Genomic DNA, 15,008 nt, shown 5'->3' on the forward strand with positions numbered 1-15,008 from the left:
CGTACATACATTCGCCCTGTTCACGACGCTACCCGCCGGTTACCGAAAACCACTCTCAGGAGCAGCCCGTGCTCTGTAACGCATCTCCAAAACCCTGGCGCCCGCGCGTCACATGAGTAGGCTCGACTACATGGTGTACAAGGTCGAGCGCACCGAGGCAGAGTGGCGGCAGCATCTGGGACCGGCCGCCTACAAGACCCTGCGCGAGTTCGGAACCGAGAACCCGTGGTCCGGCGCTTATGTCGAGAACGACGACCCGGGCATCTACCTGTGCCGGGGCTGCGACACCGCGCTGTTCGGCTCGCAGTCCAAGTTCAACGCCGAGTGCGGCTGGGCCGCCTTCTCGGGCCCGATCACCGAAGAACTCGTCGAGACGCACGAGGACCGTTCGCAGGGCATGCTGCGTACTGAGATCCGCTGCGCCACCTGCGGATCGCACCTCGGCTACCTGTTCCAGGACGCGCCCGAGGAACTCGGCGGGTGGCGTTACTGCGTCAACTCGATCGGATTGATGCTGAAGGAGTCGGCGTCCGCCGCGGCGTCCTGAGCCCGAGCCGAACGCACATCACCGCTCCTTGCGCTGCTTCAACAACACCCGCGCGCGTAACGCCACGACCGCGCACACCAGGAACCCGAGCACGTAGAGCAGCGTCTCGAACGCGTCGCCCAGCGCCGTGGAGCCGCCCGCCTTGTGCGGCGACGAGGCGGCGGCAGCAGACGTCGGAATGCTCCCGTCGCTCCCCGTCAGCGCGTCACGCTTCTTCACGTGCAGCGCGTCCGGCGGCGGCAGCGTCTCGTCCGGAACGGCCGACTTCCGCAGCGGATCCGGCGCGGCCAACTGGTCCACCCCAGCCACGGTCGCCGGCACCGCGAAACCCCAGTCGAGCAGCTTCGCCGTCTGCTGGTAGATGTCGGTGCCGGCGTCGAACACCGAGACCACGAGCGTGCGGCCGGCGCGCTGCGCGGCGCCGACGAAGGTGTGGTGTGCCAGCGAGGTGTAGCCGTTCTTCACCCCGATCATGCCCGGGTACCTGCCGAGCAGCCGGTTCTCGTTGTCGATCTCGAACGTGGTGCCGTTGACCGAGGGGAACTTGGCGCGTTCCAGCGAGCAGTAGGCCCGGAAACCCGGGTCCTGCAGGCCCGCGCGGGCCATCAGCGCCAGGTCGAAGGCGCTGGAGACCTGGCCGTCGGCGTCGTAGCCGTCGGCGTTGACCACGACCGTGTCGTTCGCGTGCAGCCGCTGCGCGGTCTGGCGCATCAGGTCCACGGTCGGCCCCTCGCCGCCGGCCATGGCCGCCAGTGTGGCGATGGCGTCGTTGCCGGAGCGCAGGAACACTCCGTTCCACAGGTCGGAGACCCGGTACGACAGCCCCGGCTTGATGCCGACCGCGCTCGCGCCGGGCTCGGTGGTGCCCAGCGCCGCGATGTCGCCGGGCACGGAGAGGTGGACCTGCGCCGGATCCAGGCGGGGCATCAGTGCGAGCGCTGTCAGGATCTTGAGAGTCGAGGCGGGACGCAGCCGTTCGTGCGGGGCACGCTCGGCCAGAATCGTTCCGGTGTCCTCGTCGGCCAGCACGAACGACCCGGCCTGGACGTCCGGAGGGATCGGCGGGGTCCCGGGACTGGTCACCGTCGGGCCGAGCGGCGTGGAGCTGGGGACAGACGGCGTGGGGGTGGGAGCGGGAGCAGCCACCGCGCCCCCGGCGCCCGCAGCGATCAGCGCCGCGCACGCCGCGGCGACAGTGACACTCCGACGAAGCAGTGACCCACGCATGCCTGCCGAGTTTCCAGCCGACCGCCCCGGCCAAACCCCGGTCCCGCCGGACGCGTGACGCCCGCCCCCGACGCCGTCCCCCTCATCAGCCCTCGGTGACTCGCTGCTCAGCACGCCTCACACACTATTCGGCGGACTGTGCGCGACCAAGCATCAGCGGCCTACAAGATCGAGTCCGGTCACTCCCGCGCTCACACGAAGGCTGAAACCCCGGTCAGCGCCCGGCCGATCACCAGGCTGTGGATCTCGCTCGTGCCCTCGTACGTGAGCACGGATTCGAGGTTGTTGGCGTGTCGCAGCACGGGGTACTCCAGCGTGATCCCGTTGGCGGCCAGGATGGTCCGGCACTCCCGCGCGATGGCCAGCGCCTCCCGCACGTTGTTCAGCTTGCCCAGGCTCACCTGCCGCGGGTCCAGCGTGCCGGCGTCCTTCAGCCGGCCCAGGTGCAGCGCGAGCAGCATGCCCTTGCCGAGCTCCAGCGCCATGTCGGCGAGCTTCTGCTGGGTGAGCTGGAAGCCGGCCAGCGGCCGGTCGAAGACCTCGCGGTCCAGCGCATAGGCGATCGCCGCCTCCAGGCAGTCGCGGGCCGCCCCGAGCGCCCCGAACACGATGCCGAAGCGCGCCTCGTCCAGGCAGCCGAGCGGCCCGGACAGGCCGGCGGCCTCGGGCAGCATCGCGTCGGCCGGCAGCCGGACGTCCTGCAGCACCAGCTCGCTGGTGACGCTGGCGCGCAACGAGAGCTTCTTCTTGATCTCCGGCGCGCTGAACCCGGGGGTGTCTGTGGGCACGACGAAACCCCGGATCCCATCCTCGGTCCCGGCCCACACCACGGCGACGTCGGCCACCGACCCGTTGGTGATCCACATCTTGGTGCCGTTCAGGATCCAGCCGCCGCCCTCCCGCTTGGCGGTGGTGCGCATCCCGGCCGGGTTGGAGCCGAAGTCGGCCTCGGTCAGCCCGAAGCAGCCGATCGCCTCGCCGGCGGCCATGCGCGGCAGCCAGGTCTGCTTCTGCTCCTCGGAGCCGTAGCGCCAGATCGCGAACATGGCCAGCGAACCCTGCACCGAGACCAGCGAACGCAGGCCGGAGTCGACGGCCTCCAGCTCCATGCAGGCCAGACCGTACGTCAGGGCACTGGTCCCGGCGCAGCCGTACCCGTGCAGGTGCATGCCGAGGACGCCGAGGGAGCCCAGCCCGCGGGCGATGTCGCGGGCGGGCAGCTCTCCGGCTTCGAACCAGTCGGCGATGTGCGGACGCAGTTCGCGGGCGCCGTAGGAGCGGACCAGGTCGCGCATGGCGCGCTCCTCGTCGTCCAGGAGGCCGTCGATCGCGAAGAGGTCGAGGGGGGACACAGGCTTCGAGGGCATGGGGCTACTCCACCACAGAATGGATTTTGGATCCAGTATGGTGGCCGCATGAATCCCCCGCTGCACGGCGTCCTGGTCGCGGACTTCAGCCGGGTCCTGGCCGGCCCCTACGCGACGATGCTGCTGGCCGACCTCGGCGCGGACGTGGTGAAGGTGGAGCGGCCCGGCGGCGGGGACGACACGCGGGCCTGGGGTCCGCCGTTCGCCGCCGACGGGACGGCGACGTACTTCCTGGGCGTGAACCGCAACAAGCGCTCGATCGCGCTGGACCTGCGGTCGCCGGAGGACGTGGCGCTGGCCCAGGAGCTCATACGGCGCGCGGACGTAGTGGTGGAGAACTTCCTGCCCGGCACCATGGAGCGCCTCGGCCTGGGCTACGACCAACTCCGGGAGCGCAATCCCGGGGTCGTCTACTGCTCGATCACCGGGTTCGGCGACGGCGCGGGCGCGACGCTCCCGGGCTACGACCTGCTGGTCCAGGCGGTCGGCGGCCTGATGAGTGTCACCGGCGAGCCGGGTCGGCCGACGAAGGTGGGCGTCGCGCTGGTGGACGTGATCACCGGGCTGCACGCGGCGTTCGGGATCCTGGCGGCGCTGCGCCACCGCGACGCCACCGGCGAGGGGCAGCGGGTGTCGGTGTCACTGCTGACGTCGCTGTTGTCAGGGCTGGTGAACCATGCCTCGGCGTACCTGGCGGCCGACGTGGTGCCGCGCGCGATGGGGAACCGGCACCCGAGCATCGCGCCGTACGAGGTCTTCGACGCGGCCGACCGGCCGATGGTGATCGCCGCCGGCAACGACCGGCAATTCCACAGCCTGTGCAGAGCGCTCGGCGCCCCGGCACTCGCCGCCGACCCGCGCTTCGCGACGAACACCTCGCGGGTCGCACACCGCGATGCGCTGATCGCGGAGCTGAACCAGCGACTGGCCGCCAGACCGGCGGAGGAGTGGTTCAGCACGTTGACGGAGGCCGGCATGCCATGCGGGCCGATCAACGACGTCGCGGACGCCTTCGCACTGGCCGACCGGTTGGGGCTGAACGCGGCGGTGGAGGTCGGGGGCGTGCGGCAGACCGCGCATCCGGTGCGCTTCAGCACGACGCCTGCCGCCTACCGGGCCGCACCACCCGCGCTGGACGCCGACGGCGGCGCCATCCGGGAGTGGCTGGCGCAGCCCTAGCCCCTGGCCTAACTCTCTATCTGTCCCGCCAACGTCTCCACCGCAGCCGCCCGGTGCCGATCGAACCACCGCACGGCGCCCTCAGCGTCCCCGGCGCGCAGCGCCGCCAACGCGGCCCGATGCTCGGCCACGACGTGCCGCCGGTTCTCATCGCCCGCGTAGTAGAGGGAACGATAGGCATCGGTGCTGTCCCACAGCGTGCCGATGATCCGCACCAACCGCGGCATCCCCGCCGCCTCGAACAGCGCGAAGTGGAAGCGCCGATTGGCCGCCGCCATCTCCGCGACGGCACCGTCCTCGGCAGCCCGCTCCACCTCAGCCTGCGCGGTCTCCAGCCGCCCGAACACCGCGTCATCAAGCAACGGCACCGCGGCCCGCACCGCCTCGGCCTCAAGAATCTCCCGCAGCCGATACACCTCACGCAGATCAGCCATCGACAACTCGACGACCCGATACCCCCGATGCGCTCGATAGGTGACAAGGCCCTCGCCCTCAAGCGTTTTCAAGGCCTCCCGCAATGGAACCCGGCTGACCTCCAACCGCGCGGCCAAAGCCTCCTGCCGAATAGCAGACCCGGGCACCAACTCCCCCGCCGTGATCGCCCGCCGCACCTCGGCCAACACGAACTGCTGCGCGGTCGGCGGCCGCGACCCCACCTCGGCCACAACGCCTCCCACCCTCACTGCCCGGAACTGGATCCAAAACGGTAGCACGCGGGGCTCGGGCGGCTCGGTATTCGGCGGGTCTGCAATGTGCGCACTTTTACCACTGCGTACACTGTGAGCATGATGACGATAGGGATGACAGAGGCCCGTGGACAACTGCGCGAACTGGCCGCTCGCGCCCGGCACGGCCACGAGCGGATCGCGATCACCGACCACGGCCGGCCCGCCGCCGTCCTCATCTCGCCCGAGGACGCCGAAGAGTTCGCCCGCCTGGAGGCCGCCGAGATCGCCCGGGAGATCGCCAGGGAGATCGCCGAGGCTAAGGCCGCCGCCACCGCGTCCGGCAGACCGCCGGTCGTCATCGGCGACATGACGAACATGCCGTTCGAGGAATTCGACGCCATCGTCACCAAGGCGGCACGCGACACATGATCTATCGCGTCATCCTCGACGACGTCGCCGGTCGCGCCCTGGCCGCTTTGGACGCCGACGACCGTCGCGCGGTGTACGCCTCGCTCAACGACCTCCGAAGCAATCCCCAACCCCGGCACGGTAGCGTCGGCCGCCTCCACGCCGGCTGGCTCCGGATCACCTACGAGATCGCCGCCGAGCCGAACGACGACGGCACGACAACCATCACCGTGTGGAAGATCGGGACCGCCATCTAGCAAGCGGCCAGCCGCTCCACCCCCGCTACTCGCCCACCACCTCCACCAACTCCTCCCCGTCCACCTCGACCCCGCCACCGCGCCCCACCACAGACCCCGTCGACCCCCGCACCACCAGCTCCGGCTCGAACAAAAGCTCCTCCGCCGCCACCCGGCCGCCCTCGATCTGGTTCACCAGCAGCGTCACGGCGGCCCGCCCCAGCGCCTCAATGGGCTGACGTACCGTGGTCAACGGCGGATCGGTGCAGTTCATGAACGCCGAGTCGTCGTAGCCGATCACCGACACGTCCCGCGGCACGCGCAGTCCGGCGCGCCGGACCGCGCGGATCGCGCCCAGCGCCAGTGGGTCGCTCGCGCAGATGATGCCGGTGGCGCCGACGCGCAGCAGCCGGGAGGCCGCCGCCTGGCCGCCTTCGAGGGCGAACATCGCGTGCTCGATCAGCGTCTCGTCGACCGTGCGGCCGTACTTCTCGCACTGTGTGCGGTACTCGGCCAGCTTGCGGCGCGAGGGGACGTGGTCCTCCGGACCCAGGACCAGGCCGATGCGCTCGTGGCCCAGGGACGCCAGGTGCGCGAAGGCCTGCTCCACCGCCACCGCGTCGTCCGTCGAGACCTGCGGCAGCTCCAGGTGCTCCACCGCGGCGTTGAACAGGACCACCGGGATGCCGCGCTCGCGCAGCAGGTGGTAGTGCTCGTGCGGGGCCTCGTCCTCGGCGAAGTGGCCGCCGGCGAAGACCACGCCGGAGACGTGCTGGTCCAGCAGCATCGTCACGTAGTCGGACTCCGACAGGCCGCCGGCGGTGCGGGTGCACAGCACCGGCGTGAAGCCGCGCTGGGCCAGCGCGCCGCCGACCACCTCGGCGACCGCCGGGAAGATCGGGTTCTGCAGCTCCGGCAGGACCAGGCCGATCAGCCGCGCCCGCTCGCCGCGCAGCTGCGTGGGCCGCTCGTACCCCAGCACGTCCAACGCGGTCAGCACCGCCGTGCGGGTGCTCTCGGAAACCCCTGGTCGGCCGTTGAGTACCCGGCTCACCGTGGCCTCGCTGACCCCCACCTTTTGCGCCACCTCGGCGAGTCTGCTCGTCATACCGCAAGAGTAGAACGGAAATCGGTAAGAACGCGATGGGTTCGCGCCAACTCGTGCAAGATTCCAAGATCTGTCCGCAAACCTCCGGTGACCCTGCGACCAGCCGTCAGAGGCCTGAGTGGATCATCCGTAACCTAGTCGTGTTCTTTCGATTTTTCATCAGACTCTTGCAGTCGCCTGTTTACAGCTGTACCTTCGCGGCACGCCGATGACTGCGGCACGGCACCTCCCCAGACAACGGAACGAAGGGGTGAAACGCATGAAACGCAACGCATCACGCACGATGGTCGCGCTCGTCACGGCGGCCGGTATAGCCATGGCGGGCGCGGCCTGCTCGTCCAGTTCCAGCAAGGGCTCCTCGAACAAGGGCTCCGGCAACTCCGCCGACGGCGTCGCCGACGGCAAGCCACTGGATCCCAACGCCACGGTGACCATCACCATCGACGGCGCGCCCGGGGCGGACCAGGCGGCGAACAAGGCCGCCTACGCCGACGACCTGCAGGCGTTCAAGATCCAGTACCCGAACGTCACGGTCAACGCCAAGCCCTACGTGGGCCAGGTCGAGGATCCCCCGCAGTTCACCGCGAGCCTGAAGGCGCACAACGAGACCGGCTCCTTCCACGCCTACTTCACGGACAAGAACCAGGTCCTGGACTCCGGCGACGTGACGGACATCAGCTCCTACGTCAACGACCAGACCGTCCCGGGCTGGTCGCAGCTGCTCCCCGGGGTGAAGCAGAACCTGCAGGACAGCGGCAAGACCTACTCGCTGCCGATCAACTTCTACACCGAGGGTCTGATCTACAACCGCTCGCTGTTCCAGAAGGCCGGCCTGGACCCGAACAAGCCCCCGACGACGTGGGACGAGGTCGAGACCGACGCCGCCAAGATCTCCGCCCTCGGCGGCGGGGTCACCGGCTACGAGGACTACAGCGGCGGCAACACCGGCGGCTGGCACTTCGCCGGGGAGATCGACAGCCTCGGCGGCCAGATGGTCGACTCCGCGGGCAAGAAGGCCGCCTTCAACTCCGACCAGGGCAAGCAGGTCCTGCAGCGGCTGCACGACATGCGCTTCAAGGACGGCGGCATCGGCCCGACACCGCTCACCCAGTGGGCCGACGCCTTCCCGCCCCTGGCCACCAGCAAGGTCGGGATGTTCCTCGGCGCCCCGGACGTGATCCAGCACCTGGTCGAAGTCCTCGGCGCGGACCCGAAGCTGTACGGCATGGGCCCGATCCCCGGTAGCACGGGGCCGGCGACCGGCACCCTGGCCGGCGGCGACCTGTACTACTTCAAGAAGGGTCTGACCCCGAACCAGATCAAGGCCGAGATCGCCTGGATCACGTTCGAGTACCTGACCCCGGGCAAGGGCCAGTTCGACTTCGCGCGCGACAAGGCCCTGGCCGCGCCGGACAAGCCGGTCGCGATCGGCCTGCCGCAGAAGTTCTTCTGGAACCCGACCTCCCCGCAGATGACGCAGGTGCAGTCGGACCTGAAGACCTCCGCGACGCTGCCCGTCGACCAGTACACGGACTTCGTGAACAACCCGATCGCGCCGGTCCTGGAACCCCCGGCCGCGCAGCAGCTCTACAAGGTCCTGGACACCGCGATGTCGGCGGCGATGACCAACGCCAGCGCCGATCCGGCCAAGCTCCTGAGCACCGCCGAGTCGCAAGTCAACTCGATCCTGGCCAACCAGTAACGCCGCGATCCGCGGCAGGCGGCCGGTCCCTGTTGAGGGACGGGGACCGGCCGCCCCCACGGAGCGCACTTGAGGGATACAAGGAAACGGAGTCGACACGATGGCCTACGCCCTGGCCACAGAGCGGCTGCAGGACACCACGAGACGCGGCGGCAGCGAGTCGACGTGGAAGGCGCTGCGCCGCGCCGCCGGCCGCAACCTGCGGGCCCACGCGTTCCTGTTCGGCGCGCTGGTCTGCTTCGCACTGTTCACCTGGTACCCGATGATCCGCGAGATCATCATGTCCTTCCAGCGCGTGCACCGCGGCCAGACCACGTGGGTGGGCCTGGGCAACTACCGCCAGGTCGCCGCCGACCCCGAGTTCTGGCAGGCCTGGCGCAACACCCTGGAGTTCACCGGCCTGGCCCTGGTGTTCGGGTTCGCCGCGCCGTTCGCGGTGGCCATCGTCGTCAACGAGTTCCGGCACGCGCAGGGGTATCTGCGGATCCTGGTCTACCTGCCGGTGATGCTGCCGCCGGTGGCCGGCATCCTGCTGTTCAAGTACTTCATGGACCCCGGGTTCGGCCTGTTCAACGAGGCGCTGCACATCCTGCACCTGCCCAAGTCGCAGTGGCTGGCGTCCAAGTCCTCGTCGATGCCCTCGCTGGTCGTGGTCTCCACGTGGGGCAACATGGGCACCGCGACGCTGGTGTACCTGGCGGCCCTGCAAGGGATTCCGGGCGACCTGTACGAAGCGGCCGAACTGGACGGTTGCAGCGTCTTGCAACGGATCCGGCACGTCACCGTCCCGCAAACCCGGCTGATCCTGTCGCTGATGGCGATGCTGCAGATCGTCGCGACGATGCAGATGTTCACCGAGGCGTTCGTGCTGACCGGCGGCGGGCCCGAAGGATCGACGACCACGGTCGTCTACCTGCTCTACAACTACGCCTTCAATTACAACAAGTTCAACACCGCGGCCGCACTCGGCGTGATCATGCTGCTGGTGCTGGCCTGCTTCTCCGCGATCTACATCGTGCTGGAACGACGCGGAAGCGAGGACTGAGAGATGACCCAGCAGACCGCGAGCCGGGTCCTGTTGACCCGAAATCGTTTCCGCGCCAGGAAGCCCAAGGCCGCGCCGACCTATCACCGCACTCTGATATCCCGCACCCAGCTGAACACCACGCGGGGCAAGCGTTTTTACTGGATCGCGCTGACCGTGGCCCTGGTACTGGCCACCGTGGTGTTCATCGGCCCGCTGTTCTGGATGGCCACCGGCGGGTTCAAGACCTCGCAGGAACTGGTCCGCAACCCCCCGGTCCTGCTGCCCTCGCACCCCTCCACGCACGCCTTCAGCCTGGCGTGGAACCGCCTGGGGATGGCGCAGCTGCTGTGGAACACCGTCGTCTACGCCGGCGGCGCGCTGCTGTTCCAGCTCACCTTCTGCGTCGGCGCCGCCTACTCGCTGTCCAAGCTCCGGCCGATCTTCGGCAACTGGATCCTGGCCCTGATGCTGGCCTCGATGATGATCCCGGCCGCGGCGCTGGTCATCCCGCAGTACCTGACGGTGCTGGACCTGCCGCTGGTGCACTGGAACCTGCAGAACACGCCCTGGGTGATCTGGCTCCCGACGGTGGCCAACGCCTTCAACGTGTTCCTGCTCAAGCGGTTCTTCGACTCCATCCCCAACGACCTGCTGGACGCGGCCGCCGTGGACGGCGCGGGCCCGCTGCGCACGCTGTGGCGCATCGTGCTGCCGATCTCGCGGCCGATCCTCGGGGTGATCTCGATCTTCGCGATAGTCGCGGTCTGGAAGGACTTCCTGTGGCCGCTGATCACCGTGCCGGCGCACGAGACGCTGAACGTCGGCGTCAACACCGCCGCCACCTCCATGCCGGACAACGCGCTGGTCGGCGGGTTGTTCCTGGCCTCGATCCCGACAATCGTGCTGTTCCTGTTCTTCCAGCGGAACATCATGGCCGGCCTGACGGTCGGCGGTGTCAAGGGATGACAGGGCCCTGAGAGACCGCCGGCAGACGACCGTCAAACGTCCCCCTGTCCTTCACCGTCGGCTGTCCCGCCGTCGTGTCTGCTTCACGTACTAGAGAGCAGGTTCCCGGTGTCCGCGCATACTTCCCCAGCGCCTTGGTGGCGCTCGGCCGCCATCTACCAGATCTACCCGCGCAGCTTCGCCGACGGGTCCGGCGACGGCATGGGCGACCTGGCCGGCGTCCGCGCCCGGCTGCCGTACCTGGCCGAGCTCGGCGTGGACGCGGTGTGGTTCAACCCCTGGTACCTGTCCCCGCAGGCGGACGGCGGCTACGACGTCACCGACTACCGCGTCATCGACCCGCTGTTCGGGACCGTGGCCGACGCCGAGGCGCTGATCGCCGAGGCGCACGCCCTGGGCATCCGCGTGGTCGTGGACATCGTGCCCAACCACACCTCCTCGGCGAACCCCTGGTTCGCCGCGGCGCTGGCCGCCGGGCCCGGCTCGCCGGAGCGCGAGCGGTTCTGGTTCCGCTCCGGGCGCGGCGAGGACGGCGAGCTGCCCCCGACCAACTGGCAGGGCATGTTCGGCGGCCAGACCTGGACCCGGGTCATCGAACCGGACGGCGAGCCCGGCGAGTGGTACCTGCACCTGTTCGACGCGGCCCAGCCGGACTTCAACTGGCAGCACCCCGATGTCCCGGCCGAGTTCGAGGACGTGCTGCGGTTCTGGTTCGACCGCGGGGCCGACGGCTTCCGCATAGACTCGGCAGCGCTGCTGGTCAAGGACCCGGCGCTGCCGGACCAAGTCGGCGACGACGACTCGGCGTTCGTCGACCGCGAGGAAGTGCACGCGATCTACCGCTCGTGGCGGGCCGTCGCCGACTCCTACGAGGGTGACAGGGTCCTGATCGGCGAGATCTGGCTGCCGGACGCCGCGCGCCTGGCCCGCTACCTCGGCCCGGACGAGATGCACACCGTCTTCAACTTCCCCTACCTGGGCTGCGCCTGGGAGGCGGACAAGCTCCGCGAGGTGATCGACGAGACGCTGAGCCTGCACGCCCCGGTCGGCGCCCCACCGACCTGGGTGCTGTCCAACCACGACGTGGACCGCGTGGTAACCCGCTACGGCCGCGAGGACACCTCGTTCGCGATCTACGCCCGGCAGCTCGGCCGGCCGGTCGACCTGGAGCTGGGCACGCGGCGCGCGCGGGCCTCGGCCCTGCTGACCCAGGCGCTGCCCGGCTCGGTGTACATCTACCAGGGCGAGGAACTGGGTCTGTGGGAGGTCGAGGACATCCCCGACGACCTGCGCCAGGACCCGATGTGGGAGCGCAAGGGCCGCAACCCCGCGGACCCCGGCCGGGACGGCTGCCGGGTGCCGCTGCCGTGGTCCGGGAGCGAGCCGCCGTTCGGCTTCAGCCCCGAGCAGGCGTCGGCCGAGCCGTGGCTGCCGCAGCCGGAGGCGTGGAAGGACTACACGGCCGAGGGCCAGCTGGCCGATCCGTCGTCGATGCTGACGCTGTACGGCAAAGCCCTGCGACTGCGGCGGGAGACCGAGGGACTCGGCGACGGGCCGTTCGCCTGGCTCCCGGCGCCCGAGGGCGTGCTGGCCTTCGAGCGCGGACCCGGGTTCGTGTGCGCGGTGAACTTCGGCCCGCGACCGTCGGACCAGCCGGTCGCGGGCCGAGTGCTGCTGGCCAGCGGGCCTTTGACGGCGGAGGGCCGGATCCCGGCCGACACCGCCGTCTGGATCGCCCGCTAGCCGGTTTCCTGCTTCCCGTCGGCGGACCCACCCGCAGACCCGCCGACGGAGATCTCCTGCGACCCGGTTCCGGACTCCGGTCCGGGGCCGGGTCGTGGTGCGAGGGCTGGTTCGAGGGCTGGTTCGAGCCCTGATTCAGGCGGCCCGACCGGACCCGGGCCGGACCGCGGCAGCGGACTTCTCCCGGACCCGCGGGCCCCTTCGGTGTGACCTCCGGTATGACGTCCGACCTCGAACGACACGGTCTTGCCGGCCTCGCCGACGGCCACCCCGAACCGGTCCACGATCCACTCGATCAGGTCCAGCCCGCGGCCGCGGACGTCCTCGCCGGTCGCGTGCCGGTGCTGCGGGGCGCGGGCCGAGCAGTCGGCGACCTCGCAGGTCACCGCGCCGGGCCGGATCCGCGCGGACACCGTCACCGGCCCGGTGCCGTGCACCACGGCGTTGGTCGCGATCTCGCTGTAGGCCAGCACCACGCGGTCGGCGTCGTCGCCGGCGCCCCAGGCCTGTTCGACGGCGGCGGCCAGCCAGCGCCGGGACAGGCACACGTCCAGGGCCGAGCCCGGGAACGTCCAGTACAGAGCAGTGTTCTGCGATGCCGGGGCATCCGGGGCCGGCTCGGAGCCGACCGCCGCGCCTCGGGCTGCCACCCCGCCGCCGGCGCCCGGTCCGGCGACGCGGCACGCCGCCGGGGCGGGGTGGCGTAATTGCTGCATGACGGCCTCACATCATCGATGTCTGCGCGATTCCATCTCCCCCAGCGCGCACCCCACAATGAAATATCCCACCCCGGGCGCGGGCCCCGCAGGGGAATCCGTGAAATCGCCGGGGCCGGTTCGGGCACAATGGCCTGCATCGCAAAAGCGAACCGCAGGGGGTTGGCGATGACATCCGCAGACGTTCCCGGACCCGCCACCGGAACCGCTCCGGACGGCGAGCCGGAGGAGCACGTCCCCGGCGGCCCGGAGGAGCGCGGCGGCGCGCGGGAGCCCGGCGGCCCGGCCGAACCCGGCAACCCGGTCGAGCGCGCGGCCCGGGTCCCGGCCGGCCCGTCGGCGCCGCCGATCCGCCGCCGCCGGCTCGGCGCGGCCCTGCGCCGGCTCCGGCTGGCCGCGGGCCTGACCCTGCAGGGCGCGGCCGAGCGGCTGGAGATCTCGGACTCGACGCTGTCCCGGCTGGAGAACGGCCAGGGCCGGCTGCGGCGCATCGACGTCTCGGCCGCGCTGGACGTGTACGGGGTCGTCGACGAGGAGCTGCGGACGACTTTACTCAACCTGACCGGCCAGATCAGGGACAAGGGCTGGTGGCAGTACTACCGGCGGGCCATCCCGGAGCCCTACGCGGACTACATCAGCGTGGAGGCGGCGGCGACGTCGATCGACGCGCACACCGTGCAACTCGTCCACGGCCTGCTGCAGACCGAGGACTACACGCGCGCCCTGGCCGAAGCCTGGCGGATACGCGCCGAACCACTCGACGTCGACGCGCTGGTGGCCGTGCGCCGCACCCGGCAGCGGATGCTCGGCGGCGCGGATCCGCTGCGGCTGCGCGTGGTGATGCACGAGGGCGCGCTGCGCCAGCGGGTGGGAGGACGCGAGGTGATGCGAGGTCAGATCGAACGCGTCATCGAGGAATCCCGCCGCCCGAATATCATCATCCAGATCATCACCCATTCGGCCGGGGCATATTCAGGACTTGACGAACCCTTCGCGATTGTAGGCTTTGACAATCCTCTGGAACACGACGTGGTATGCCTGGACAACCTGACGCGAACGCATTTCTTGGAGACCGTCGACGAGGTGCGCAATTACGCGTCGGTGTTCGACCAGCTGCGTGCCGCGGCGCTTTCCCCCGAACGGTCGGCGCTCTGGCTCGCCGACCTGCTGACGAAGATGGAGAGCTAGTTGAGCACCAGCGCAACGCCGAATTCGACCCCTGAGAACGGAGCCGCCCCGCACGAGACCCTCCTGACCGGCGCCGCGTGGCGCAAGAGCAGCCACAGCAACGGCGCCACCAACTGCGTGGAGGTCGCGATGCTGGCCGACGGCTCGGTCGGTGTGCGCCACTCCCGCCGCCCCGACGCCGAGGTGATCGTGTACTCGCGCACGGAGTGGGCGGCCTTCGTCGCGGGGGTGAAGGCCGAGGAGTTCGAGCCGACGGGCTGAGCCCGCGGCCAGGGTCCCGTTCCGGCTGCTTCGGCGCGGGGCCCGTCCTGCGGCGGCGGGTTCTTCGATGGCGGGGTTCTGCGGCAGCGGGCTTGAACATGCGGCGCGCCGAGCCGTCCGCGCAGGTGAGAGGATGGCCTCCATGCCCCAGCCAGGCGAGCAGCCCGACTCCCACGCCGACGACTCTGCCGGCGACTCTGCTGACTTTTCCGGCTCCCGTGCCGCCTCGGCCGCCAGCGGTCCCGGCTCCCACGCCGACAACTCGGCCGGCTCCGGCCCCGACCACCATCACCCGGACCACGCCGACTCCGCCGAGCGCACCCTGCCGGACCCGGTCGTGGACACCGCCGTCGGCTTCCTGGATCTGCTGGCCGAACCCAGCCGCCTGCGCCTGCTCTGGGCCCTGCGCGACGGCGAACTCGGCGTCAGCGCCCTGGCCGAGACCGCCGGCTGCACCCCCACCGCGGCCAGCCAACACCTCGCCAAACTCCGCCTCGGCGGCCTGGTCGAGCAGCGCGCCGACGGCCGCGCCCGCCTCTACCGCCTCCGCGGCGGCCACATCAGGCGGCTGGTCGAGGAAGTCGTCGGCCACGCCGAACACGCGGTCCGCGGCATCCCCTACGACCTCTGAACAGCCGCGCCGGCCACCCCAACCGCGCCCCGCC

The 15,008-nt window shown here is 70.2% G+C and carries 16 protein-coding genes; 11 read left to right on the top strand and 5 right to left on the bottom strand.

The window, feature by feature from the left end; translation table 11 throughout:
• Nucleotides 1–130: 130 nt before the first annotated feature.
• Nucleotides 131–547, top strand: coding sequence for a peptide-methionine (R)-S-oxide reductase MsrB (gene msrB, locus ABH935_RS23640; protein WP_370380095.1), 417 nt, complete (start codon nt 131–133; stop codon nt 545–547).
• 18 nt (nt 548–565) lie between these two features.
• Here the strand turns inward: msrB and ABH935_RS23645 are convergent, their stop codons facing one another.
• On the bottom strand, nt 566–1,774 hold the full coding sequence (locus tag ABH935_RS23645; RefSeq protein WP_370380096.1) for a D-alanyl-D-alanine carboxypeptidase family protein: 1,209 nt from the start codon (nt 1,772–1,774) through the stop codon (nt 566–568).
• Nucleotides 1,775–1,965: 191 nt separating this feature from the next.
• Complete coding sequence (locus ABH935_RS23650) at nt 1,966–3,141, bottom strand: acyl-CoA dehydrogenase family protein (protein ID WP_370380097.1); 1,176 nt, start codon at nt 3,139–3,141, stop codon at nt 1,966–1,968.
• Nucleotides 3,142–3,189: 48 nt separating this feature from the next.
• Between ABH935_RS23650 and ABH935_RS23655 the strand changes: the two genes are divergently transcribed.
• Nucleotides 3,190–4,320, top strand: coding sequence for a CaiB/BaiF CoA transferase family protein (locus ABH935_RS23655; RefSeq protein WP_370380098.1), 1,131 nt, complete (start codon nt 3,190–3,192; stop codon nt 4,318–4,320).
• 8 nt (nt 4,321–4,328) lie between these two features.
• Here the strand turns inward: ABH935_RS23655 and ABH935_RS23660 are convergent, their stop codons facing one another.
• The gene (locus ABH935_RS23660; protein ID WP_370380099.1) at nt 4,329–4,985 is read right to left on the bottom strand and encodes a GntR family transcriptional regulator; all 657 of its coding nucleotides are present in this window, start codon (nt 4,983–4,985) and stop codon (nt 4,329–4,331) included.
• A gap of 120 nt (nt 4,986–5,105) precedes the next feature.
• On the opposite strand from ABH935_RS23660, the gene ABH935_RS23665 reads away from it, so the two are divergent.
• The gene (locus ABH935_RS23665) at nt 5,106–5,417 is read left to right on the top strand and encodes a type II toxin-antitoxin system Phd/YefM family antitoxin (protein WP_370380100.1); all 312 of its coding nucleotides are present in this window, start codon (nt 5,106–5,108) and stop codon (nt 5,415–5,417) included.
• Nucleotides 5,414–5,653, top strand: a complete 240-nt coding sequence (locus ABH935_RS23670) for a type II toxin-antitoxin system RelE/ParE family toxin (RefSeq protein ID WP_370380101.1) — start codon at nt 5,414–5,416, stop codon at nt 5,651–5,653. The genes ABH935_RS23665 and ABH935_RS23670 overlap by 4 nt, the downstream gene beginning before the upstream one ends.
• A 25-nt stretch (nt 5,654–5,678) precedes the next feature.
• Here the strand turns inward: ABH935_RS23670 and ABH935_RS23675 are convergent, their stop codons facing one another.
• A complete protein-coding gene (locus ABH935_RS23675; protein WP_370380102.1) occupies nt 5,679–6,740 on the bottom strand; it encodes a LacI family DNA-binding transcriptional regulator in 1,062 nt (353 codons plus the stop codon).
• 259 nt (nt 6,741–6,999) lie between these two features.
• Here ABH935_RS23675 and ABH935_RS23680 point away from each other — a divergent pair, with 259 nt between their 5' ends.
• From ABH935_RS23680 to ABH935_RS23695, 4 genes are all read left to right on the top strand, one after another.
• A complete protein-coding gene (locus tag ABH935_RS23680; protein WP_370380103.1) occupies nt 7,000–8,442 on the top strand; it encodes an extracellular solute-binding protein in 1,443 nt (480 codons plus the stop codon).
• A 100-nt stretch (nt 8,443–8,542) separates the two neighbouring features.
• A complete protein-coding gene (locus tag ABH935_RS23685) occupies nt 8,543–9,487 on the top strand; it encodes a carbohydrate ABC transporter permease (RefSeq protein WP_370380104.1) in 945 nt (314 codons plus the stop codon).
• A gap of 3 nt (nt 9,488–9,490) precedes the next feature.
• A complete protein-coding gene (locus tag ABH935_RS23690) occupies nt 9,491–10,435 on the top strand; it encodes a carbohydrate ABC transporter permease (protein ID WP_370380105.1) in 945 nt (314 codons plus the stop codon).
• A 108-nt stretch (nt 10,436–10,543) separates the two neighbouring features.
• Nucleotides 10,544–12,178: a glycoside hydrolase family 13 protein gene (locus ABH935_RS23695; protein ID WP_370380106.1), complete on the top strand. Its 1,635-nt coding sequence runs from the start codon at nt 10,544–10,546 to the stop codon at nt 12,176–12,178.
• Here the strand turns inward: ABH935_RS23695 and ABH935_RS23700 are convergent.
• On the bottom strand, nt 12,175–12,894 hold the full coding sequence (locus tag ABH935_RS23700; protein WP_370380107.1) for an ATP-binding protein: 720 nt from the start codon (nt 12,892–12,894) through the stop codon (nt 12,175–12,177). The genes ABH935_RS23695 and ABH935_RS23700 overlap by 4 nt on opposite strands.
• A gap of 168 nt (nt 12,895–13,062) precedes the next feature.
• Here ABH935_RS23700 and ABH935_RS23705 point away from each other — a divergent pair, with 168 nt between their 5' ends.
• The 3 genes from ABH935_RS23705 (at nt 13,063) to ABH935_RS23715 (ending at nt 14,974) form a co-directional block, all read left to right on the top strand.
• On the top strand, nt 13,063–14,082 hold the full coding sequence (locus tag ABH935_RS23705; RefSeq protein WP_370380108.1) for a helix-turn-helix domain-containing protein: 1,020 nt from the start codon (nt 13,063–13,065) through the stop codon (nt 14,080–14,082).
• The gene (locus ABH935_RS23710) at nt 14,083–14,343 is read left to right on the top strand and encodes a DUF397 domain-containing protein (RefSeq protein ID WP_370349289.1); all 261 of its coding nucleotides are present in this window, start codon (nt 14,083–14,085) and stop codon (nt 14,341–14,343) included.
• Nucleotides 14,344–14,485: 142 nt separating this feature from the next.
• On the top strand, nt 14,486–14,974 hold the full coding sequence (locus ABH935_RS23715) for an ArsR/SmtB family transcription factor (RefSeq protein WP_370380109.1): 489 nt from the start codon (nt 14,486–14,488) through the stop codon (nt 14,972–14,974).
• Nucleotides 14,975–15,008 lie beyond the last annotated feature (34 nt).

This window comes from Catenulispora sp. GAS73 (genome assembly GCF_041262085.1).
In the GTDB taxonomy this organism is placed as follows: Bacteria; Actinomycetota; Actinomycetes; order Streptomycetales; family Catenulisporaceae; genus Catenulispora.